Origin of the sequence: Microbacterium sp. Leaf320 (assembly GCF_001423485.1) — a bacterium.
Lineage (GTDB): Bacteria > Actinomycetota > Actinomycetes > Actinomycetales > Microbacteriaceae > Microbacterium.
In genome coordinates this window covers 930107-951118 of record NZ_LMOD01000002.1, presented here as the reverse complement: position 1 = coordinate 951118, position 21012 = coordinate 930107, and the positions used below count along the sequence as shown (strand labels likewise).

Here is a 21012-nt window from a genome sequence, read left to right as displayed (position 1 = left end):
GCGCATCCGAGCACTGGACGCCACTTGTCATAACAGGTACACTCAGCTTGTCATTACAGGTTGCGCAGCGCCGCAGCACCCGTACGAGGAGCACCGATGCCCCAGTTCCACACGCCTCCGATCTCGCCGATGGCGATCGCGTTCGACGCCGAGAAGCTCACGCTCGCACCCGAGGGGCCGACCCTCACGCGGCGGATGTCCGACCTCGAGGGGCTCTTCCTCGACGCGGATGCCTGGGCGACTGCGTCCGCCGGCGACAACCCCGTCGTCTACACCGTGGTCAGCTCGCCCGTGCCCGAGGTCGACCGCGAACTGCCGCAGTCGATCACGACGATCATGCCCGGCGACACCTCGGGTGAGCTCTGGATGACCAAGGGCCACCAGCACCCGAACCACCAGGGCGAGATCTACCTGGCGCTCACCGGCCGAGGTGGCCTGCTCATGTTCGACGGCGAGCGCACCGAATGGATCGACATGCTGCCGGGCACCATCGGCTACATTCCCCCGGGCTGGGCGCACCGCTCGGTGAACACGGGCGACGAGCCCTATGCGTTCCTCGCGGTGTATCCGGGCGGTGCCGGCCACGACTACGGCTGGGTGCTCGAGCACGGCATGGGCTCCCGCGCCTACCGATCGACCGAGGGCGTCGACCTGCGACCCTATTCCGCGTCCCCCTCCGCGGAATAGGGTCGATCATGCTCATCGCGCACGACCTCGGGACCACGGGAAACAAGGCGTCCCTGCACCACGACGACGGGCGCCTCGTCACCTCGGCCACCGTGCCCTACCCGGCGCACTTCGCCGCGGGCGGCATCGCCGAGCAGGATCCGGCGGACTGGTGGGATGCCGTCGTCTCGGCGACCCGACAGCTGATCGCTCACGCCGGCGTCGCCCCCGAGACCGTCGTCGGCCTGGTCGTCAGCGGCCAGATGATGGGCACCGTGCTGCTCGACGCGCACGGCGCCCCGGTGCGCCCCGCCATCATCTGGGCAGACACGCGCTCGGGCCCGCAGACCCGCACTCTCGAACAGCACCTTGGTGCGGAAGACGCCTATCGCGTGCTCGGCCATCGCCTGAACCCCACCTACTCGCTCGAGAAGATCATGTGGGTGCGCGACAACGAACCCGAGGTGTGGGCGCGCGTGCGCCACTTCTGCGTCGCCAAGGACTACATCGTCTACCGGCTCACCGGGCGCCTCGCGACCGAGCGCTCCGACGCCTCCGGCACGAACGCCTACGACCAGGCCCGCGGCACCTGGTCGGCCGAGGTGCTCGCGGCAGCGGGACTCGACGCCGCGCTCTTCCCCGAGATCCTCGAATCGACGGCCGTTGCAGGAACCCTCACGACCGAGTCTGCGGATGCGCTCGGGCTGTCGGCATCCGTCCGCGTCGTGATGGGCGGCGGAGACGGACCGCTGGCTGCCGTCGGCTCGGGCATCGTCGCGCCCGAAGACGGCGCGTACGTGTGCCTGGGCACCTCGTCGTGGATCTCGTTCGCGAGCCTCGCCCCGCTGCACGACCCGCAGATGCGCACCATGACCTTCGACAACGTCGTGCCGGGTTCCTTCGTGCCGACCGCGACCATGCAGGCAGGTGGCGCATCGGTGCAGTGGATCGCCGAGGCTCTCTCGCCCGACCCCGCGCACCCCGACACCGCGCGGCTCACGGCTGAGGCCGGTGGCGACCTCGACACGGAAGACCTCTACTTCCTCCCCTACCTGCTCGGCGAGCGCTCTCCCCTGTGGGACCCGCACGCCCGCGGAGCCTTCGTCGGCCTCGGTCGCCACCACACCCGAGCCCACCTCACCCGCGCCGTGCTCGAGGGCGTGGCGTACAACCTGCTCACCTGCATCCAGGCGTTCCGCGAATCCGGCGCCACGATCGACCGCATCGACGCGGTCGGCGGCGGAGCCCAGAGCGACGCCTGGCTCGGCATCCTCGCCGACGTCTGGGGTGTGCCGATCCGCCGCCGCACGATCGTCGAAGAGGCCAACAGCCTCGGCGCCGCGGTCACGGGGGCGGTCGGCCTCGGCCTCGCCGATTTCTCGGCGGCCAGGGCGCTCAGCGAGGTCACGGCGGAGTTCACACCGGATGCCGGTCGGCACGCCGTCTACGCGCAGCGCCACGCCCGCTTCGTCGACGCCTACACCGCGCTCGAGCCGTGGTTCGCTTCCGCGCCGCCCGCCGACCAGGGCGCCTGATGGGAGTCATCCTCGCCACCAGCCGCTCGTTCTCGGACGGCGACCTCGATCTCTTCGGGCGCGCGCAGGCCGCCGGCCACGAGATCGTCCGCGGTCCCGCGCATCACGGACTCACCGAGCTCGCGCCGCTTCTCGCCGCGGCCGAGGGGTGGATCGCCGGCACGGGCCCTGTGACCGACGAGCACCTCGCCGCCGCCCCGAACCTCAGAGTCGTCGCCCGCTACGGCGTCGGCACCGAGGCGGTCGATCTCGATGCGGCGCTGCGACGCGGCATCCCGGTGACGAACACACCGGGTGCGAATGCGGATGCCGTCGCCGACCACGCCCTCGGACTCATGCTCGCCGCTCTCCGGTTCATCCCCGACGGCGATCGCCGCGTGCGGATCGGCGACTGGAGCGTGCGGCGCGGCCGCGAACTCGGAGCAGCCACCGTCGGCATCGTCGGCTTCGGCCGCATCGGCCAGGGCGTCGCCCGGCGCCTGCACGGGTTCGGCTCGCGGGTGCTCGCGGCCGATCCCTTCCTGCCGTCCGACGTCATCGTCGAGCGCGGCGCCGAACCGACCGATCTCGACGAGCTGTTCCGATCGGCCGATCTGATCACCCTCCACGCCCCCGGTGGGCAGACGCTGGTCGATGCGGCGCGCCTCGACAGCATCCGCCCCGGCCTGATCCTGGTGAACACCGCGCGCCCCGACCTCGTCGACGAGACGGCGATCGCGGCCGCTCTGCGCGACGGCCGTCTCGGTGGATACGCCGCCGACACCCTAAACGGCGACACGGCGGCGAGCTCGAGCCCGCTGCTCGCGGCCGACCTCGCCGACCGCGTGACCGTCACCCCACACCTCGGCGCGCAGACCACGCAGGCCGTCGACAACATGGGCTCGATGTCGCTCGACGACGTCCTCGCGATTCTCGCGGGCCGTGTGCCCGCTCATCCCGTCTCTCGCCGATCCTGAAGGAACCGCCATGACCCTCACCGACGCCCCCGCAACTCCCGCCACCCCCACCACCCCCGCGACTCCCGCGACTCCCGCCACTCCCGCCACTCCCGCGACTCCCGAGACCGGCGGCTACATGGGCTTCGTCGGCGTGAGCACCGGATCGTCGTCGATCATGAAGGTGTTCCCGAAGTGGGCCGAGGTGCTGGGCCTGCCCACCGAGAACCTCATCGGGCATGACCTGCCGATGGACGCGACGCCGGCGCAGTACGTCGCGATGGTCGAGCAGATCCGCGACGACCCGAATCACCGGGGCGCGCTCGTCACCACCCACAAGATGAATGTCTTCGCGGCGGCATCCGACCGCTTCGACGAGCTCGACCCTTTCGCGGTCTCGTGCTCCGAGATCTCGAGCATCTCGAAGCGGGGCGACCGTCTGATCGGCCGCGCCAAGGACCCTCTCACGGTCGACCTCGCGCTGAACGACTTCCTCCCGACCGACCACTTCGCCCGCACCGGAGGGCAGGTCGTGATCCTCGGCGCCGGCGGGTCGGGCACCGCTCTCAGCTGGGCACTGGCGGAGCGAGCGGATGCTCCGGCGAAGATCACCGTGACCGCCCGCGACGACGACAAGCTCGACCACCTGCGCGAGGTGCACCGCCAGCACGGCACCCCCGAGGGGCTCATCACGTACGCGCGCACCGACACGGTGCAGGATGCTGCGGCGATCGTCGCTGCGGCCCCAGCGGGCTCGCTGATCGTGAACGCCACGGGTCTCGGCAAGGACCGCCCCGGCTCGCCGTTGCCCGACGATGTGGTGTTCCCCGAGGGCGCCTGGGTGTGGGAGTTCAACTACCGCGGCTCGCTGGAGTTCCTGCATCAGGCGCGCGCCCAGGAAGCAGCCCGGGGTCTGCATGTGGTCGACGGCTGGCGGTACTTCATCCACGGCTGGTCGCAGGTCGTCGCCGACGTGTTCGAGATCGACCTCACCCCCGAGATCGTCGAGCAGCTCGCCGAGGCTGCCGAATCGGTGCGCTGATGCCGATTGTCCGCACGGTTCTCGGCGACATCGACCCGACGCTGCTCGGGGCGACGGACTATCACGAGCACCTGTTCCAGATTTCGCCCCTGCTGGTCGGCGACGAGCTCGACGACGAAGACCTGTCGGGTCGCGAGACGGCGCTGCTGAAGGCGAGCGGCTTCGCGACGATGGTCGACGCGACTCCCTTCGGGCTCGGGCGCGACCCCGAGGCCGTCGCGCGCATCAGCGACGGCACCGGCATGCACGTCGTCGCGACCACAGGGCGCCATCGCGAGGCGCACTACGGCGACGACCACCCGATGCACGTGTGGAGCGTCGAGCGCCTCACCGAGCTGTTCGTCGCCGAGGTGACGCGGGGGATGCTGGTCGACGACGCGCTGGTGTTCGAGACGCCCGACGTGCCGCGTGCCGCAGCGCCCGACGGCTCGCCGGTGCGCGCCGGGATGCTCAAGGCCGGCGTCGGCTACTGGAGCATCACCCCGTTCGAGCACACGACCCTGCTCGCCGTCGCCGCGGCGCATCGCGCGACCGGGGCGCCGGTGATGGTGCACCTGGAGTTCTGCACCGCCGCCCATGAGGTCCTCGATCTGCTCGAGGCGGGTGGCGTGGCATCCGATCGGGTCGTGCTCGCGCACGCCGATCGCGATCCGGACGCCGGGCTGCACGCCTCGCTCGCCGAGCGCGGCGCGTACCTCGGATACGACGGCTTCGCCCGCCCCCGCACGAGGTCGGATGCCGAGCTGCTCGCCCTCACCGAGCGGGTCGTCGAGCTCGGCGCGGCCAACCGGGTGCTGCTCGGCGGCGACGTCGCCCGGCGGACCCGGTACATCTCCTACGGCGGCATGCCCGGTCTCGCCTACCTCGGCGAGCGCTACCTGCCACGGCTGCGCTCCGCTGTCGGAGACGACGCCGTGGAGCGGATGCTGGTCGCCAACCCCGCCCGTCTGCTCACCCTGTCTTCCTGATCCCGCATCCACCCTCCGCCCCTCACACAGAAAGCCCCTCGCCCGAAGGTGAGGGGCTTCCCGTCAGATCAGCGGGTCACTCGTAGAGGACCGCTGCGATGTTCTCATCCTCGAGGTTCGTGCTGTCGTACCAGTACGAACCGGTGTCGTAGAACTCGTCGACATCCTCGCCGTTGGCGGCGTCGTATGCCGCCTGGACGACCTGCTTGCCGATGCCGATCGGGTCCTGCGTGATGGCGCCGGCCATGGTGCCGTCCTTGATGGCGTTGATCTGCGCGGCGCCGGAGTCGAAGCCGACGATCGTGATCTTGCCCTTCTCGAGACCGAGCTCGTTCACGGCGTTCACGACGCCGATGGCCGAACCCTCGTTGGTGCCGTAAATGCCCTTGAGGTCGGGGTGGGCGGCGATCAGCGTCTTGGCGATGTCGGCCGACTTCAGGTGGTCGCCGTCACCGTACTGGATGTCGACGATCTCGATGTCGGGGTAGTCCGCCTCGATCTTCTCGACGAATCCGTCACGACGCTCGACACCGGTCGAGTTGATGTTCGAGTGACCGACGATGGCGACTTCGCCCTCGCCTCCGATCAGCTCGGCCATGTGCTCTGCGGCCAGTGCGCCGGCGACCTTGCTGTCGGTCGCCGAGAGGCTGAGTCCGACGTCTCCGTCGCACGGAGCGTCGAAGTAGACGACCGGGATGTCTTTCGACTTCGCCTGCTCGAGCGGGGCGACGCACGCCTCGGGGTCGAGGGCTGCGTAGGCGATGGCGTCCGGGTTCTTGTCGATCGCGGTGGTCAGCATCTCGAGCTGCTGGGCGATCTCGGTCTCGGCGGCCGGGCCCTCGAACGTGATCTTCACGCCGAGCTCGTCTGCCTTCTCCTGAGCGCCCTGCTTGACTGCCTGCCAGAACTGGTGCTGGAAGCCCTTCGAGACGAGCGCGATGTACATCTCGCCGTCGCCGCTCGATCCGTCGCCACTGCCTTCTTCGATGACGTCACCGCCGCCGGCGCAGCCCGCGAAGACGAGGGCGGATGCGGCCACGAGTGCCGCGAATGCGGTCTTCTTGCCGAATTTCATGGAAACTCCATTGTTCTCTGTGTGGTGGTGGGGGGTGTAGATCTGTGAGATCAGGTGCGCTGGCGGTTGCGCAGCGAGTCGAGGAACACGGCCAGCAGCACGACGATGCCGACGACGATGTTCTGCCACTCCGACTGGATCGACATGATGCGCAGGCCGTTGACGAGAACGCTCATGATGAGCGCGCCGATCACGGTGCCGAGGATCGACCCGCGTCCGCCGAGCAGCGACGTCCCGCCGATGATGACCGCGGCGATCGCCTGCAGCTCGTAGCCGGTGCCGATCTGCGGCTGCGCCGAGTCGAGGCGGGCGGCGATCACGATGCCGGCGATGCCGGTGAATGCTCCCGCGAACATGTAGATGAGGATCGTCCAGCGGCGCGTGTTCACACCCGACAGCCGGGTGGCCTCTTCGTTCGAGCCGATCGCGAAGGTGTAGCGGCCGAGCAGCGTCTTCGACAGCACCAGCCAGGCGATGATCGCGGCCACCGCGGTGATCAGAACGGCGTTCGGGATGCCGGGGATGATCACGCCGAGCGCGATCTTCTTGAAGTCGGGGGCCGACGTCGAGAAGTAGATCGGCGAGACATTCGAGATGACGAGGGCGAGTCCGCCGGCGATCATCATCATCGCGAGGGTCGCGATGAACGGGGGCAGACGCAGGAACGTGATGTTGATGCCGTTCACGAGCCCCATCAGCACACCGGTGAGCACGCCGCCGATCACGCCGACCCAGACCGGGAGCCCCATGTTCGTCACGAACACACCCGTCATCACGGCGCAGAGCGCCATGCCGGTTCCGATCGAGAGATCGATGCCGCCCGTGATGATGACGAAGGTCGTGCCGAGGGCGAGGATGCCGATGACCGCGGTCGACAGCAGCACCGTGGCGATGTTGCTGAAGGTGAAGAAGTTCGGGCTGGCGATCGAGAAGAAGATCACCAGGACGATCAGCGTGCCGAAGGCCAGCGACTGCTGGAGCTGACGACGGAGGAATCCGCCGATGTCGCGCTTGTCGGTGTTCTCGTCGACTGCCGTCTGGATGATCGTCGTCGTCGACGATCCGGACTGCTGTGGGGTGCTCATCAGTCTTCCTCCCCGTGGGCTGCGAGTTGCATGATCTTCTCCTGGCTGGCTTCCTCGTTGCGGAGCGTTCCGGTGATGCGACCGTTCGCGAAGACCGCGATGCGGTTCGCGACGCGGAGGATCTCCGGCAGTTCCGACGAGATGACGATGATGGACTTGCCCTGGTCAGCGAGCTGCTGCATCAGGCGGTAGATCTCTTCCTTGGCGCCGACGTCGATCCCTCGGGTCGGCTCGTCGAAGATGAGGATGTCGCAGTCGCGCATCAGCCACCGGGCGATGACGACCTTCTGCTGGTTCCCACCCGAGAGCAGCTTCACGACCTGGTTCACCGAGGGCGTCTTGACCCTCAGCTGCTGCACGTACTCCTTGGTGCGGTTCTTCGCCTTGGCGTCACCCATCCAGCCGATGCCGTTGGCGTACGACCCGAGAGAGGCGAGCACCGTGTTGAACGTCACGTCCTGCTCGAGCATCAGGCCCAGCAGCTTGCGGTCCTCCGAGAGGTAGCCGAGGCCGTGCTTCACGGCATCCGCCGGCTGTCCGATGCGCACGGGATCGCCGCCGATCGCGATCGTGCCGCCTTCGCGGTGGTCGGCGCCGATGATGGCCCGCGCGGTCTCGGTGCGACCAGCACCCATGAGGCCGGCGAACCCGAGGATCTCCCCCTTGTGCAGCTGGAACGACACGTCTTTCAGCAGGCTCTTGGTCGAGAGCCCCTGCACGTCGAGCACGATCGGGTCGTTGATGTGGTCCCGGGCCTGCGGCCGGGTTCCCTCGTCGATCACGCGTCCGACCATCATCTCGATGATCTTCGGGATGCTGACTTCTGATTTCTCCAGTGATCCGATGTATGTGCCATCGCGGAGCACCGTGACGCGGTCGGCGAGGCGCCGCAGCTCGTCCATGCGGTGCGAGATGTAGACGATGCCGGTGCCCGATGCCCGCAGCTGCTCGATGAGCACGAAGAGGGTCTCGGTCTCGGAATCGGTGAGTGCGGATGTCGGCTCATCCATGATGAGCACCTTGGCGTTGAACGAGAGCGCCTTGGCGATCTCGACCATCTGCTGCTCGGCCACGGTGAGCTCGCCGACGAGCTGTCGCGGGTTCACCCGGATGCCCAGTCGCTGCAGCAGCTCGGCGGTCTGCGCGTTGAGCTTGCGCTCCGACAGGAACGGGCCGGTCGTGGGCTCACGGCCCACGAAGATGTTCTGAGCCACGGTGAGATCGGGCATCAGGTTGAGTTCCTGGTGGATGATCGTGATCCCGAGCTGCTGCGCCTGCAGCGGGCTGGTGAGCTCGACCTCCTCACCCTCGAACGTGATCGTGCCCTCGTCCTTGGTGTAGATCCCCGAGAGGATCTTCATGAGAGTCGACTTGCCCGCGCCGTTCTCCCCCACGAGCACCAGCACCTCACCGGCGCGCACCTCGAGGTGCACGTCCTTGAGAGCCTGCACACCGGGGAATCCCTTGCTGATCCCCTCGACTCTGAGAATGGGGTCACTCATGTGCTCACCTGCTTCCTTGAAGGTCTTCGTGCGGTATTCCGGTCGGGTCCGGAAACATCGGATCAATTCTGCGCCCTGCGCCCCGCCCTGCGCAAGTTGTATCTAAATGTAACTAAGAGTCATCAGGAAGGGAAGACCTGTAATAACAAGTTGGCGACAGGTCTCCCGACCGGGTGACGAGCCGGCTCAGTGCAACCGGATCGAGTCGACGGCGACGAGCTTGTCGCGGATGTACGCGTTGGCGTGCGCTCCGAGCTCGACGTTGTCGTTCCAGAGGTTGCGCCAGATCCCCAGCATGCGACTGAGGTCGGGAGCGACCACGGCCGACGAGAACGACTCGAACACGATCGGACCGTCGTAGCCGATGCGGCCGAGCGCCTTGAAGAAGGTGTCGAAGTCTACGGTGCCGGTGCCGAGATAGCCGCGGTGGCTCTCGCCGATGTGCACGTATCGCAGGGCCGGAGCGGCATCGAGGACCGGCGCGAACATATCCGACTCCTCGATGTTCATGTGATACGTGTCGAGGTGGATGCCGAGGTTCGGCCGATCGATCTCCGCGAGGTAGGCGAGAGCCTGCCGCGCGGTGTTCAGCACGTTGGTCTCGTAGCGGTTGACGACCTCGAGCGAGACCGAAATGCCGCGCTCGGCAGCGTGGTCGGCGACGCGGGCGATCGTGCGGCGGCTGCTCTCGAGACCTTCGGGGGTGACCGGGTCCATGTACTTCTGCATCGCGCTGTAGATCACGCCGCAGAAGTGCCGGCCGCCCAGCTCGGCCAGCACATCGACGGCCTTCACCAGCAGCGCCTCCCCCGAGGCGACGACTGCCGGATCAGAACTGGTCACATCCGTGGACCCCGAGAGACCGAGCGATGCGCTCACGGCGAGGTCATGCTCTTCGAGCGCATCCTTGGCTGCAGCGACGTCGAACGAGAACGGATCCATGAGCGGGAACTCGATGAGGTCGAATCCCGCCGCCTTCGTCTTCTCGACGGAGAGGCGGATGCCGTCGGCATCGAAGTGTCCGGTCCAGACGAGCCCGTGGCATCCGATGTTCATGAGACCTCTCGGAGACGGGTGTGCGGCACCTTCGCCTCGGCAGGATTGGCACGTTGCAACTCTGCGTTCAGGTCACGGTACGGGGTGGCGGATGCCGTGTCAAGAAGTTTCTTGGCACGTGCCAATCGCTCGGCTACTGTGGAGTCGTCAGTGCCGCGCGGGCGCGCAGCACCCTTCGCGCATGCGCGCACCGACGCCGTCGACAAGGAGCTCCATGCCAGCCAGCGTCAAAGACGTCGCCGCCCTCGCCGGGGTCTCCTCCTCGACCGTCTCGAACTACCTCAACCACCCTCACGTGCTCGGAGAGTCGAGCGCCGCGAAGGTGCGGGACGCGATCGAGCGGCTGGGCTACGTACCGAACGAATCGGCCCGACAGCTGCGAGCGGGGTCGAGCAAGGCGCTCGCGCTGATCCTGCTCGACGCGTGGCTGCCGTACTTCCATGAGCTCTCCCGCGGCGTCGAAGACGTCGCGCGCGAGGGAGGCTGGTCGCTCTTCTTCAGCAACAGCAACCGAGACGCCGGCACCGAACGCCGCAACATCGACATGTTCGAGGCGCACCGGGTGCAGGGCATCGTGATCTACCCCCTCGAAGACGTCGTGCCACGGCTCGAACAGCTCGCGGAGCGCGGCATCCGCTCGGTCGTCGTCGGCCCGATCCCCGACTCGCCCACCGTCGGATCCGTACGTTTCGACGACCGCGGCGGCGGACGCCTCGCCGGCGAGCATCTGCTGTCGATCGGTCGTCGCCGCATCCTGTTCCTCGGGGCTCCGAGCGTCAGCCAGTCGAACGACCGCCTGCAGGGTCTGCGTGACGCCGTCGTGGGCACGGATGCCACGGTCGACGTGTTCGACGTGCCGCATCTGACGACCGAGGACGGTCTGGAGATCGCCGAGCGGATCGTCGCGTCGCCCGCCGCCGACCGCCCAGACGCGATCTTCGCTGCGAACGACATGGTCGCGATCGGGGTGCTCACCCGGCTGATGCGCGAGGGTATCCGCGTTCCGGAGGAGATCGCACTGGTCGGCTTCGACGACGTCGCGCAGGCGCACCAGACCGTCGTACCGCTGACGAGCGTGCGCCAGCCCGGGTACGAGATCGGCCGAGCGGCAGGTGCCGCCCTGATCCGTCAGCTCACCGACCCCACCGCCGACCTCCCCGCGCCGACGCCGTTCGCCGCCGAGCTCGTGGTCCGCGAGTCGACCGTCGGGCGTTGAGTCAGGCGGGGATCAGCCCTTCCTCAGCGAGCTCAGCCCACAGGGCGCCGGGAATCTCGAGTGCCGCGTACTCCGCGTTCTGCGTCAGCTGCGTCGGCCGACTGCCACCGACGACGACCGAGCGCACCACATCGGACTGCAGCGGGAACTGGATCGCTGCGGCGGGAAGCGGCACGTCATGCTCGGCGCACACCCGCGCGATGCGCAGCAGCCGCTCCCAGAGCGCATCCGGCAGCTGACCGTACTCGTATCGGCCATCCCGACGCGGCTCGCTCGATGCAAGCAGACCCGAGTTGAAGACGGATGCCGCGACGATCCCGGTTCCGGTCTCACGGCAGGCCGGCAGCACGTCGGCAGCGGCGGGCTGCTCGAGCAGCGTGTACCGCCCCGCGACCATGATCAGGTCGAGATCTGCGGATCGCACGGATGCGGCGAGCGCGTCTGACACCATCGACCCGATCCCGACTGCGGCCACCTGGCCGTCGGCCCGCAGCTGCTCGAGCGCCGGCAGGGCCTCGGCGAGCGCGAGATCGAGGTCGTGACGCTCGGGGTCGTGCAGGTAGAGCAGATCGATGCGCTCGATGCCGAGGCGCTCGCGCGACTCGTCGAGGCTCGCGCGGATCCCGGATGCCGAGAAGTCCCACACCCGCTGCAGGTCGTCGGGCACGTGGAAGTCGTTCGCGGTGTCGAGGCCGCCGTCGTGGTCGGGGTTCGGCCGCAGCAGCCGACCGACCTTCGTCGACAGCACGTACTCGTCGCGGGGCTTGGTCTGCAGGAAGGCACCGAGGCGGCGCTCCGAGAGTCCGAGCCCGTAGTGCGGAGCCGTGTCGAAGTAACGGATGCCGCTGTCCCACGCCGCATCCAGCACGGCCCACGACTCGTCGTCGCTCAGCTCGCGGAAGAGGTTCCCGACGTTCGCGGCGCCGTATCCGAGACGGGGGACCGTCAGCCGCGCGGAAGCCCCCGAAGACTCAGGCGCCGACATGCTGACCCGTCCACGTGTAGGCGGCGATGCTCTCGGCCTTCATCTCCATGCCCGAGCCTGCCGCGGTCGGCGCCATGTACGAGCCGCCCTGGATGTCGGTGGGGATCATGAAGTGCTCGTGCAGGTGGTCGACGAACTCGATCATGCGTCCCTCACGCGTGCCGGTGACGGCGACGAAGTCGAACATCGACAGGTGCTGCACCGCCTCGCACAGACCGACACCTCCGGCGTGCGGGCAGACCGGCACGCCGAACTTGGCGGCCAGCAGCAGGTTGGCGATGTTCTCGTTGACGCCCGCGACGCGCACTGCGTCGATCTGCATGACCGAGATCGCCTCGGCCTGCAGCAGCTGTTTGAAGATCACCCGGTTCTGCGCGTGCTCGCCGGTGGCGACCCTGATCGGCGCCACACCTCTCGCGATCTCGGCGTGACCGAGCACGTCGTCAGGGCTCGTGGGCTCCTCGATCCACGCGGGGTGGAACTCGGCGAGCGCGTTCACCCACTCGATCGCCTCCGACACCTCCCAGCGCTGGTTCGCGTCGATCGCGATGGGGAAGTCGGGTCCGCAGACCTCGCGGGCCTTGCGGAACCGGCGGATGTCGTCGTCGAGGTCGGCACCGACCTTGAGCTTGATCTGGGTGAATCCGTCGGCCATCGCCTCGCGGGCGAGCCGCTCGAGCTTCTCGTCGGAGTAGCCCAGCCACCCGGGGCTCGTCGTGTATCCGGGGTATCCGGTGGCGAGCAGCTCGCGCTCCCGCTCGAGGCGACCGGGCTCGGCGGCGCGCAGGATCTCGAGTGCGTCCTCGGGCGTCAGCGCATTGGTGAGGTAGCGGAAGTCGACGAGCCCGACGAGCTCCTCCGGCGTCATCCGCGCGAGCAGCTGCCAGAGCGGCAGGCCGGCGCGTTTGGCCTTGATGTCCCACAGCGCATTGATGACGGCGCCGATGGCCATGTGCATGACGCCCTTCTCGGGGCCGAGCCAGCGCAGCTGCGAGTCGCCGATGATGTCGCGGAACGTCGTGCCCATGTCGTCGAGCAGCGGTTCGATCTCACGGCCGACCAGGTGTCCGGCGAGCGCGTCGATCGCGGCCACCTGCACGTCGTTGCCGCGGCCGATCGTGAAGACGAACGCGTGACCATCGACGCCGTCTTCGGCATCCGTGCGCACGATCACGTACGCGGCCGAGTAATCGGGGTCGGGGTTCATGGCATCCGACCCGTCCAGACTCAGCGACGTGGGGAAGCGGATGTCGGTCGTGTCGAGGGCGACGATGCGGCTCACGGGTTCCTCTCGGGCACGGGACGGATATCCGTGCAGATCTCTTGGAGTGTAAACATCCGATGTCTATACTGTCAACGAGACGGGCCGCCCCGGCGTGCCCCTCTCACCCGGCATCCTCACTGATCAGGAGAGACATGAAGTTCGCACGTCTAGGCACCCTCGGCGCCGAGATCCCCGTCCTCGTCGAAGGCGACCGCTACCTCGATCTGCGGGCCGTGACATCCGATGTGAACGGTGATTTCCTCGCCGGCGACTTCCGGGCGCGCATCGAAGCCGCCCGCGCCGCCGACGAGCTTCCCGTGCTCGACGAGGCCGCCGCGATGCGCATCGGAGCTCCGATCGCCCGCCCCAGCGCCGTCATCTGCATCGGCCAGAACTACGCGGCCCACGCCCGTGAGTCGGGCGCCGAGCCGCCGACCGTGCCGATCATGTTCCTGAAGACGCCGAACACGGTGGTCGGCCCGAACGACGCGGTCACGATTCCCCGCGGCAGCGAGAAGACCGATTGGGAGGTCGAGCTCGGCATCGTCATCGGCGTCCGCGCCGCCTACCTCGATTCGCCCGAACAGGCCGACGCGCACATCGCCGGCTACGTCACCGCGAACGACGTCTCGGAGCGCGCCTTCCAGATGGAGGTCTCGGGCGGGCAGTGGTCGAAGGGCAAGATCGCCCCCGGGTTCAACCCGACCGGTCCGTGGCTGGTCACCCCCGACGAGGTCGACGTCGACAACCTGCAGCTGCGCAGCTGGGTCAACGGCGAGCCGAGGCAGGACTCGAACACGGACGACATGATCTTCGACGTGCGCGTGATCGTGCACCACCTGTCGCAGTACGTCACGCTCGAGCCGGGCGATCTGATCCTCACCGGCACCCCGCAGGGCGTCGCCTTCGGCGGCAAGTTCCCCTACCTGAGGGCCGGCGACGTGGTCGAGATCGAGATCGAAGGACTCGGGCATCAGCGCCAGGAGTTCGTGGCATGGGAGGCACAGAAGTGAGCAACGCACTCGAGGGACTCGTCGCGATCGTCACCGGCGGAGCATCCGGCATCGGCGCCGCCATCGCCGCCCGCCTGCACGCCGACGGAGCGCAGATCGCGGTGCTCGACCGCGACACCTCAGGAGCGGATGCCGCGTTCGCCGCGTTCACGGCCGACGTGTCCGACCGTGCTTCGGTGGATGCCGCCGTCGCGGCCGTCGCCGAGGAGTTCGGCCGCATCGACATCGTGGTCAACAACGCCGGGGTCGGCGCGCAGGGCGACATCAGCGCGAACGACGACGACGAATGGGCCCGTGTGCTCTCGATCAACGTCACCGGCATCGCGCGCGTGACCTCGGCTGCGCTGCCCTGGCTGAAGAAGTCGCCGAGCGCGGCCGTCTGCAACACGGCATCCATCGCCTCGACCACCGGCCTTCCGCAGCGCGCGCTGTACAGCGCATCGAAGGGTGCAGTCTCGGCCCTGACCCGCGCGATGGCGGCTGATCATCTGCGCGAGGGCATCCGCGTCAACGCGGTGAACCCCGGCACCGCCGACACTCCGTGGGTCGGACGCCTGCTCGATTCGGCCGACGATCCGGCCGCCGAGCGCGCCGCCCTCGAGGCCCGCCAGCCGCACGGCCGCCTGGTCTCGCCCGACGAGGTCGCCGCAGCTGTCGCGTACCTCGTGAGCCCCGCCGCGGGGTCGACCACCGGCACATTCATCGAGGTCGACGGCGGCATGGCGCAGCTGCGCCTGCGTCCCGCCGGCTGAGTCACCGCATCCGGTTGGCTGCGCCGACCGCAACCTCGCCAACGGGCGCTCGCCTACGGGCGCTCGCCGCGCAGCCAGCCCAGGATGCCGCGGCGCGGTCGCTCCTCCCGAGCATCCTCGCGGGCGGGCCGCTGGCCGATCCGATAGAACTCCTCGGCATTGCGCCAGAGGATCGCGTCGACGTCGTGTCCGCGACGCTCAGCCCAGGCGATCACGGCATCCGCCCACCGGCTGCGCGCCGTCGGCTGATAGGTCGGCGAGCCGTCTTCCGGTGCGTGCGGGTCGCCCTCCTCCGCGGGGCCGATCACCGAGACCGGCCAGTCGCTCCCCCACATCAGCCGTTCGATGCCGAACGCATCCGCCGCGGCGTCGAGGAAAGGCTCGAGCTGCTCTGGCGACCAGTCGCCACCGGCTTCGCCCGGCAGGCCCGACAGCTTGCACCACACGTGCGGATGCCGTGCCAGATCGTCGAGATCGCGCACCCACTCCATCGTCGGCGCGACCGGAGCCTCCGCCGTGCCGACCTCGGGCTTGCCGAGATGATCGAGAACCATCCGCAGTTCGGGCACGGCTCCTGCGAGGCGGGCGATCTCGGGCAGCTGCGGGGCGCGCACGCACGCGTCGAACGACCAGTTCCGGGCGGCGACCTCGCGCGCCCCGGTCACGAACGCGGCAGACACCGCGAGTCCGTCGGGTTCGCCCTGCAGGTTGTGACGCACGCCGACCACCAGAGGCTCGGCGGCGAGACCCTCCAGGTGCGCTGTCGTGTCGGTGCCGCGGTCGAGCCTCGCGCCGGCGACGATGCCGACGACGCCGGCCTCATCGGCCTGATCGGCGACCCATCGCACCTCGGCGAGGAAGTCGTCTTCGATCGTCTCGGCCTGCACGAAGACCGACTTCTCGACCGTGGCGACGTCGATCGGCGAGTGCTCGATCTCGAGCGCCGCGAACTCCCACGCGAGCGGGCCCTCCAGCCAGGTGTAGGTCAGAGCCTCTGGCGACCACAGGTGCAGGTGCGAATCGAGTACGCGCATGCTCCCATCCTGCCGCAGACATCCGATGAATGGCTAGGATGACGCCATGGCAGTGACTGACGAGGCGATCGAGAAGATCAAGGCGATGATCGTGTCCGGCGAGCTGGCTCCCGGCGATCGACTCCCTCCCGAGAAGGAGCTGTCCGAGCGTCTCGGTCTGTCACGCAACTCGATGCGCGAGGCCGTCAAGGCGCTCGAGGTCATCCGCGTGCTCGACGTGCGCCGCGGCGACGGCACCTATGTCACGAGCCTCGAACCGCACCTGCTGCTCGAGGCGATCTCGTTCGTCGTCGACATGCACGACGACGACTCGATGCTCGAGATCTTCGCTGTGCGACGGATGCTCGAGTCGCAGGCGACGGGCCTTGCCGCGACCCTCGGCGACGACGACGCGATCGCAGAGCTCGAACGCGAGGTCGACTCGATCGACGCGACGGTCAGCATCGAAGAGCTCGTGGAGCACGACATCCGGTTCCACCGCGAGATCGTGGGCATGGCCGGCAACGCCTACCTCGCCAGCCTCATCGAGCATCTGAGCAGCCAGACCGTGCGCGCCAGGGTGTGGCGCGGGCTCACCGAGGGCGGCGCCGTCGAGCGCACCCTGTCGGAGCATCGGGCGATCGCCGATGCCATCGCGCGCCGGGACTCTGGACTCGCGACGTCGCTCGCGACCGCGCATATCGCCGGGGTCGAACGGTGGCTGCGCCAGGCGGCATCCGCCTGAGTCGTTCGGTTCTCAGCACAGAAGCGTCGTCGGCGACCGCAGATCTGCGGAACCGCGCGGAGCCGGTCCGTCTACTGACACATCCATGCTGGATTGCGAACGAGGCGACCCGAGTCTCAGGCCCCGAGTCGCCCCATCGCCGCGTCGAACTCGGCGGCCGAGCTGTCGCTGACCTCGTGGAACAGCACCTGCTCGATCACGTCGGGTGCGGCCGTGAAGTACGGCACGCCAGCGAGCCGCAGACCGGTGATGTCGTCGGGTGAGCGCAGGCTGGCCGCGAGCACGTTCGACTCGCTGCCGGCGCAGACCTCCTGCATGCGCGCGATCACAGCGTCGCCGTCGATGCCGGCATCCCGCATCCGCCCGAGGTACGGGGCGATGTACCGCGCTCCGATCGAGGCGCACGCCAGCGCCTGAGCGACCGAATACACGGCGGTGACGAGCACGGTCGCGCCATCGCGCACGAGAGCGGATGCCGCGGCGAACCCGTCGCGCGTCGCCGGCACCTTCACGGCCACGCGGTCGCCGAGCGCGCGGATGCCCTCGGCGTTGCGCAGGAACGATGCGGTGTCGCCGCCCCACGTCTGGAAGAAGATCTCGCGGGCGCCTTCGCTCGACCAGCGGGCGTACAGGTCGGGGATCTCCGCGGCGGTGCGGCCGCCCCGCTCGAGGATCGTGGGGTTGGTCGTGACGCCGTGCACGACCCCTGCGGCAAGCAGGGAGGCGACGCGATCGACGTCCGCGCTGTCGACATAGAGACGGGGGGCCAACACGGTCATCGGGTCTCCTTGCGCACAACCTGTCGTTACAGGTTCGGATTCGGCTAATGTAATGACAGCCGCGGAGGATGTCAAAGCACCCCGCATCGACGACGATCAGGAGTGCCATGACAGCCGCCACCTCGCCCGATCGCACCGGCGTCGTCATCGTCGGCAGCGTGACCGCAGACGTGACGACCTTCTCGACCCGGCTCCCGGCCCGCGGCGAGACCATCCTCGGCGATGAGTTCACCCTCATGCTCGGCGGCAAGGGTGCGAACCAGGCAGTGGCCGCTGGGCGCTCAGGAGCTCGCACGAGCTTCGTCGGATGCGTCGGCGACGACCTCTTCCACGACCTCGTCGTCGACGGCCTGAGCGAGGCCGGTGTCGATCTCACGCACCTGCGCACGGTGCCGGGACCGACGGGCATCGCCCACATCCGCGTCGACGCCTCGGCCCAGAACGACATCGTGATGGTGCCGCTCGCCAATGCCGCTCTCAGCACCGAGCAGATCGACGCAGCACTCGCCGCCCTCGCGCCGACCACGTCGGTGCTGCTGACACAGCTCGAGACGCCCTCGGCCCTCACCGCTCACATCACGTCGCGCGGCCGCGAGCACGGCATGACCGTCATCCTCGACCCCGCGCCCGCCGCCCAGCTCGACGACGCGGTCTGGGCGAGCATCGACATCGTGACGCCCAACGAGACCGAGGCCTCGGTTCTCAGCGGCATCGAGGTGACGGATGCCGCATCGGCAGCCCTCGCCGGACGCTGGTTCCTCGACCGCGGCGTCGGCGCGGCCGTGATCACGCTCGCGGGTCAGGGCTCGTGCGTCGTGACGGCAGACGGAGCATCCGTCGTCCCGCCCTTCCCCGTCGAGGCCGTCGACACCACCGCGGCCGGCGACGCCTACGCCGGGTACCTCGGTGCGGCGCTCGCGAACGGACGGTCGCTGACCGATGCCGTGCGCGTGGCGACCGCGGCGGGAGCCCTCGCAGTGACGAAGCAGGGCGCATCGCCGAGCCTGCCGCTGCGCGCCGAGGTCGAGGCGTTCCTGGCCGCCCGAGAAGCCCACTGACCCCCTGAGGAGCACCATGCGCAAGACAGCGACGACCATCAATCCCGCCCTCTCCCGGGTGATCAGCGAGACCGGGCACACCGATCTGCTGGTGGTCACCGACGCGGGGCTGCCGATCCCGCCGGGCTCCGAGCGCATCGACCTCGCCTACCGTCCGGGTGCGCCCGCCTTCTTCGACGTGCTCGACACGGTGCTCGCCGAGCTCGTCGTCGAGGGCGCGACCGTCTCGGAGGAGGTCGCCGAGAAGAGTCCCGAGGTGCTGGCAGGGCTGCGCGAGCGCTTCGCCGGCGAAGACTTCGAGATCGAGCTCATCCCGCACGTCGAGTTCAAGAAGCTCACGCAGTCGGCCCGCGCGTTCGTGCGCTCGGGCGAGTTCACCCCGTATGCCAACGTGATCCTGCACGCGGGAGTGGCGTACTGACATGAACGACTCGATCGACCGCCACTCCGCCGCGCCCATGTACGACCAGCTGCGCCAGCTGATCGTCGAGGGCATCACCCGAGACGGACTGCAGCCGGGCGACCCGCTGCCGGGAGAGCACCGCCTGTGCGAGCGCTACGGCATCTCGCGCACCGTCGTGCGTCAGGCGCTTGCCCAGCTCGAGCACGAAGGGCTCGTCGAGCGGGTCAAGGGCAAGGGCACCTTCGTCTCACGTCCGCGCACGAGCGAGAGCCTCGTGCACACCCTGATCGGCCTCTACGACGACGTCGAGCGGCGCGGCGGGCACGTGCACAGCGACGTGCTGCGCCACGAGCCGACCGTCGCCGACGACGAGATCGCGGCGGCCCTCGAGGTCGAAGTGGGTTCGCCCGTCGTGGTGCTCGACCGCCTCCGCCACGTCGACGGCGAGCCCTGGTCTCTCTCGACGACCTGGATGCCGGATGCCGTCGGCAATGTCACCCTCGACGTCGACCTGTCCGAGGCGTCGCTCTACCGCGTACTCGCCGACAACGGCATCGTGGCCACGAGCGGTGTGCGATCCGCCGAGGCGACGGTCGCGACGCACGAGCAGGCCCAGCATCTCGGCGTCAGCGCAGGTTCCGCCCTGCTGCGGCTGCGCAGCGTGAGTCGCTCAGCCGACGGCATCCCGATCGAGTATTTCGTCGCGCATCATCGCGGTGATCGCTCGCGGTTCGAGTTCCAGCTGCAGCAGGAGCAGTCGCAGGCGTCGCTGCTGCACGTCGACGGAGAGGGAAGCACCTCGCGCGCCGGCACCGTGCGCTAGGCGAGCGAGGTGAGCGACTGAGCTCAGCCGAGGGCCTGAGGCCGCTAGCCTGAAAGCCGAGCACGCGTCGCATCGGGTGACGCGAGCAGGGGGGCAACACCATGGTCGACGACGCGCACTCGAACGGTTCGGATCCGGATGCTGTCATCCCGACGCCTCCGGCCGCACCCCCTGCCGACCGGGGAGCCTCCGTTCCGCTGGCGCCGCCCCTGAGCGGACCGCCGGCTCCTCCCGCGCCGCAGCCGCCGGCACCCGGTGGCGCGTACGGACCGCCCGCCCCGCCGCTGCCGCCCTACGCTGCGGCTCCGCAGGCCGGGCCCTCGGGCCCCTACCCGCCGGCACAGCCGACGCAGTATCAGGCAGGTCAGTACCCGGCAGGGCAGCCGAGCCCGTACCCGCAATACCCCGCTCAGCCCGGGCAATACCCCGCCCAGCCAGGCCAGTACCCCGCTCAGCCCGGGCAGTACCCGGTGGGGCAGCAGCCGTCGGCCCCCTACGGTTCCGAGTACCCCTACCCCGCCGCGCCTCCGAGCCGCCCATCGGGGTCCGGCAGGACCGTCGGCATCGTCATCGCGGCCGTCGCGGTGTTCGTGCTGCTCGTGGTCGTCGGCATCGGGGTGGCCGTGAGCCTTTTGCTGGGCTCGAGCAGCGAGCCCGTCTCCGCTCCGCTTCCTTCCGCAACAGCCGCTCCCAGCGCGCCCTCCGACGACTCGACCGACGAGGAGCCGCCGTCCGATGACGGCGGCGACGCCGGTGCGTCCGCCATCGCCGACGTGCTGCAGGCCAAGATCGACGAGTACAAGCGGCTGCGCGACAGCGGCGCGCTGTGGCAGAGCATCCCCGACACCGAGTTCAACCGCACCGCCGTCTCGGCGTTCCTCTACTTCCTCACCGACATGAAGGTCGCGACGATCTGGGGTGTCGACGAGGCGCAGGCGCAGGAGTACGAAGAGCGGATGACGATGCTCGAGGAGCGGCTGCTCGCCCAGGAGCCGCTCGGCGACGACATCCAGATCACCCTCGAGGACGAGGTCTTCACGTACGACGGCGAGACGGGCGAGGGCGGCTACACCGCCAAGTAGCGGGGCGTTACGCTC

21 protein-coding genes are annotated in these 21012 nt (G+C 68.9%); 13 read left to right on the top strand and 8 right to left on the bottom strand.

Annotated elements, in window-relative coordinates; translation table 11 throughout:
• Positions 1-96: 96 nt before the first annotated feature.
• From ASF63_RS09450 to ASF63_RS09430, 5 genes are read left to right on the top strand one after another with little or no spacing between them, the layout of a single operon-like run.
• Positions 97-687 carry a glucose-6-phosphate isomerase family protein gene (locus tag ASF63_RS09450; protein ID WP_056512519.1) on the top strand — a complete coding sequence of 197 codons (591 nt, stop codon included), beginning with the start codon at positions 97-99 and terminating at the stop codon, positions 685-687.
• An 8-nt stretch (positions 688-695) separates the two neighbouring features.
• Positions 696-2201: a xylulokinase gene (gene xylB, locus ASF63_RS09445; RefSeq protein ID WP_056512517.1), complete on the top strand. Its 1506-nt coding sequence runs from the start codon at positions 696-698 to the stop codon at positions 2199-2201.
• Positions 2201-3157, top strand: coding sequence for an NAD(P)-dependent oxidoreductase (locus ASF63_RS09440; protein WP_082478030.1), 957 nt, complete (start codon positions 2201-2203; stop codon positions 3155-3157). Before xylB ends, ASF63_RS09440 begins: the two co-directional genes overlap by 1 nt.
• Before the next feature lie 10 nt (positions 3158-3167).
• Complete coding sequence (locus tag ASF63_RS09435; protein ID WP_235560754.1) at positions 3168-4178, top strand: shikimate dehydrogenase family protein; 1011 nt, start codon at positions 3168-3170, stop codon at positions 4176-4178.
• Entirely contained in the window at positions 4178-5146 is a 969-nt protein-coding gene (locus tag ASF63_RS09430) for a phosphotriesterase (protein WP_056512514.1), read from the top strand. Before ASF63_RS09435 ends, ASF63_RS09430 begins: the two co-directional genes overlap by 1 nt.
• A gap of 76 nt (positions 5147-5222) precedes the next feature.
• On the opposite strand, the gene ASF63_RS09425 is transcribed toward ASF63_RS09430, so the two are convergent.
• From ASF63_RS09425 to ASF63_RS09410, 4 genes are all read right to left on the bottom strand, one after another.
• Positions 5223-6221 (bottom strand): ABC transporter substrate-binding protein, encoded by a 999-nt coding sequence (locus ASF63_RS09425; protein ID WP_056512512.1) that lies wholly within the window; start codon positions 6219-6221, stop codon positions 5223-5225.
• Positions 6222-6271: 50 nt separating this feature from the next.
• A complete protein-coding gene (locus tag ASF63_RS09420; protein ID WP_200933996.1) occupies positions 6272-7306 on the bottom strand; it encodes an ABC transporter permease in 1035 nt (344 codons plus the stop codon).
• Complete coding sequence (locus ASF63_RS09415) at positions 7306-8808, bottom strand: sugar ABC transporter ATP-binding protein (RefSeq protein WP_056512509.1); 1503 nt, start codon at positions 8806-8808, stop codon at positions 7306-7308. Before ASF63_RS09415 ends, ASF63_RS09420 begins: the two co-directional genes overlap by 1 nt.
• Positions 8809-8994: 186 nt before the next feature.
• Complete coding sequence (locus ASF63_RS09410) at positions 8995-9864, bottom strand: sugar phosphate isomerase/epimerase family protein (RefSeq protein ID WP_056512506.1); 870 nt, start codon at positions 9862-9864, stop codon at positions 8995-8997.
• A gap of 214 nt (positions 9865-10078) precedes the next feature.
• On the opposite strand from ASF63_RS09410, the gene ASF63_RS09405 reads away from it, so the two are divergent.
• Positions 10079-11080, top strand: coding sequence for a LacI family DNA-binding transcriptional regulator (locus ASF63_RS09405; RefSeq protein ID WP_056512504.1), 1002 nt, complete (start codon positions 10079-10081; stop codon positions 11078-11080).
• 1 nt (position 11081) lies between these two features.
• Here ASF63_RS09405 and ASF63_RS09400 read toward each other — a convergent pair whose 3' ends face one another.
• Entirely contained in the window at positions 11082-12065 is a 984-nt protein-coding gene (locus ASF63_RS09400) for an aldo/keto reductase (protein WP_056512501.1), read from the bottom strand.
• Positions 12052-13347: an L-fuconate dehydratase gene (locus ASF63_RS09395; protein ID WP_056512499.1), complete on the bottom strand. Its 1296-nt coding sequence runs from the start codon at positions 13345-13347 to the stop codon at positions 12052-12054. Before ASF63_RS09395 ends, ASF63_RS09400 begins: the two co-directional genes overlap by 14 nt.
• 134 nt (positions 13348-13481) lie before the next feature.
• Here ASF63_RS09395 and ASF63_RS09390 point away from each other — a divergent pair, with 134 nt between their 5' ends.
• Together ASF63_RS09390 and ASF63_RS09385 are read left to right on the top strand one after the other, a co-directional pair.
• Positions 13482-14342, top strand: a complete 861-nt coding sequence (locus ASF63_RS09390) for a fumarylacetoacetate hydrolase family protein (RefSeq protein ID WP_056512496.1) — start codon at positions 13482-13484, stop codon at positions 14340-14342.
• On the top strand, positions 14324-15094 hold the full coding sequence (locus ASF63_RS09385) for an SDR family NAD(P)-dependent oxidoreductase (RefSeq protein WP_056512493.1): 771 nt from the start codon (positions 14324-14326) through the stop codon (positions 15092-15094). The genes ASF63_RS09390 and ASF63_RS09385 overlap by 19 nt, the downstream gene beginning before the upstream one ends.
• A 53-nt stretch (positions 15095-15147) precedes the next feature.
• On the opposite strand, the gene ASF63_RS09380 is transcribed toward ASF63_RS09385, so the two are convergent.
• Positions 15148-16128, bottom strand: coding sequence for an amidohydrolase family protein (locus ASF63_RS09380; protein ID WP_056512490.1), 981 nt, complete (start codon positions 16126-16128; stop codon positions 15148-15150).
• A gap of 46 nt (positions 16129-16174) precedes the next feature.
• Between ASF63_RS09380 and ASF63_RS09375 the strand changes: the two genes are divergently transcribed.
• Positions 16175-16852, top strand: a complete 678-nt coding sequence (locus ASF63_RS09375) for a FadR/GntR family transcriptional regulator (protein WP_056512487.1) — start codon at positions 16175-16177, stop codon at positions 16850-16852.
• Between the two features lie 116 nt (positions 16853-16968).
• Here ASF63_RS09375 and ASF63_RS09370 read toward each other — a convergent pair whose 3' ends face one another.
• A complete protein-coding gene (locus ASF63_RS09370) occupies positions 16969-17631 on the bottom strand; it encodes a transaldolase family protein (protein ID WP_056512484.1) in 663 nt (220 codons plus the stop codon).
• 107 nt (positions 17632-17738) lie between these two features.
• Here ASF63_RS09370 and ASF63_RS09365 point away from each other — a divergent pair, with 107 nt between their 5' ends.
• The 4 genes from ASF63_RS09365 to ASF63_RS19030 all read left to right on the top strand — a co-directional run bounded on the left by ASF63_RS09365 (position 17739) and on the right by ASF63_RS19030 (position 20997).
• Positions 17739-18689, top strand: coding sequence for a ribokinase (locus ASF63_RS09365; protein WP_056512483.1), 951 nt, complete (start codon positions 17739-17741; stop codon positions 18687-18689).
• A 16-nt stretch (positions 18690-18705) separates the two neighbouring features.
• The gene (gene rbsD, locus ASF63_RS09360) at positions 18706-19110 is read left to right on the top strand and encodes a D-ribose pyranase (protein ID WP_056512476.1); all 405 of its coding nucleotides are present in this window, start codon (positions 18706-18708) and stop codon (positions 19108-19110) included.
• Position 19111: 1 nt separating this feature from the next.
• Positions 19112-19915 (top strand): GntR family transcriptional regulator, encoded by an 804-nt coding sequence (locus tag ASF63_RS09355; RefSeq protein ID WP_056512473.1) that lies wholly within the window; start codon positions 19112-19114, stop codon positions 19913-19915.
• Positions 19916-20016: 101 nt separating this feature from the next.
• Complete coding sequence (locus ASF63_RS19030) at positions 20017-20997, top strand: hypothetical protein (protein WP_157534286.1); 981 nt, start codon at positions 20017-20019, stop codon at positions 20995-20997.
• Positions 20998-21012 lie beyond the last annotated feature (15 nt).

What these genes read in the sequence shown, in the direction of transcription:
- ASF63_RS09450 (WP_056512519.1), top strand. Translation starts at nt 97, where the DNA reads ATGCCCCAGTTCCACACGCCTCCGATCTCGCCGATGGCGATCGCGTTC.
- xylB (WP_056512517.1), top strand. Translation starts at nt 696, where the DNA reads ATGCTCATCGCGCACGACCTCGGGACCACGGGAAACAAGGCGTCCCTG.
- ASF63_RS09440 (WP_082478030.1), top strand. Translation starts at nt 2,201, where the DNA reads ATGGGAGTCATCCTCGCCACCAGCCGCTCGTTCTCGGACGGCGACCTC.
- ASF63_RS09435 (WP_235560754.1), top strand. Translation starts at nt 3,168, where the DNA reads ATGACCCTCACCGACGCCCCCGCAACTCCCGCCACCCCCACCACCCCC.
- ASF63_RS09430 (WP_056512514.1), top strand. Translation starts at nt 4,178, where the DNA reads ATGCCGATTGTCCGCACGGTTCTCGGCGACATCGACCCGACGCTGCTC.
- ASF63_RS09425 (WP_056512512.1), bottom strand. Translation starts at nt 6,221, where the DNA reads ATGAAATTCGGCAAGAAGACCGCATTCGCGGCACTCGTGGCCGCATCC.
- ASF63_RS09420 (WP_200933996.1), bottom strand. Translation starts at nt 7,306, where the DNA reads ATGAGCACCCCACAGCAGTCCGGATCGTCGACGACGACGATCATCCAG.
- ASF63_RS09415 (WP_056512509.1), bottom strand. Translation starts at nt 8,808, where the DNA reads ATGAGTGACCCCATTCTCAGAGTCGAGGGGATCAGCAAGGGATTCCCC.
- ASF63_RS09410 (WP_056512506.1), bottom strand. Translation starts at nt 9,864, where the DNA reads ATGAACATCGGATGCCACGGGCTCGTCTGGACCGGACACTTCGATGCC.
- ASF63_RS09405 (WP_056512504.1), top strand. Translation starts at nt 10,079, where the DNA reads ATGCCAGCCAGCGTCAAAGACGTCGCCGCCCTCGCCGGGGTCTCCTCC.
- ASF63_RS09400 (WP_056512501.1), bottom strand. Translation starts at nt 12,065, where the DNA reads ATGTCGGCGCCTGAGTCTTCGGGGGCTTCCGCGCGGCTGACGGTCCCC.
- ASF63_RS09390 (WP_056512496.1), top strand. Translation starts at nt 13,482, where the DNA reads ATGAAGTTCGCACGTCTAGGCACCCTCGGCGCCGAGATCCCCGTCCTC.
- ASF63_RS09385 (WP_056512493.1), top strand. Translation starts at nt 14,324, where the DNA reads ATGGGAGGCACAGAAGTGAGCAACGCACTCGAGGGACTCGTCGCGATC.
- ASF63_RS09380 (WP_056512490.1), bottom strand. Translation starts at nt 16,128, where the DNA reads ATGCGCGTACTCGATTCGCACCTGCACCTGTGGTCGCCAGAGGCTCTG.
- ASF63_RS09375 (WP_056512487.1), top strand. Translation starts at nt 16,175, where the DNA reads ATGGCAGTGACTGACGAGGCGATCGAGAAGATCAAGGCGATGATCGTG.
- ASF63_RS09370 (WP_056512484.1), bottom strand. Translation starts at nt 17,631, where the DNA reads ATGACCGTGTTGGCCCCCCGTCTCTATGTCGACAGCGCGGACGTCGAT.
- ASF63_RS09365 (WP_056512483.1), top strand. Translation starts at nt 17,739, where the DNA reads ATGACAGCCGCCACCTCGCCCGATCGCACCGGCGTCGTCATCGTCGGC.
- rbsD (WP_056512476.1), top strand. Translation starts at nt 18,706, where the DNA reads ATGCGCAAGACAGCGACGACCATCAATCCCGCCCTCTCCCGGGTGATC.
- ASF63_RS09355 (WP_056512473.1), top strand. Translation starts at nt 19,112, where the DNA reads ATGAACGACTCGATCGACCGCCACTCCGCCGCGCCCATGTACGACCAG.
- ASF63_RS19030 (WP_157534286.1), top strand. Translation starts at nt 20,017, where the DNA reads ATGGTCGACGACGCGCACTCGAACGGTTCGGATCCGGATGCTGTCATC.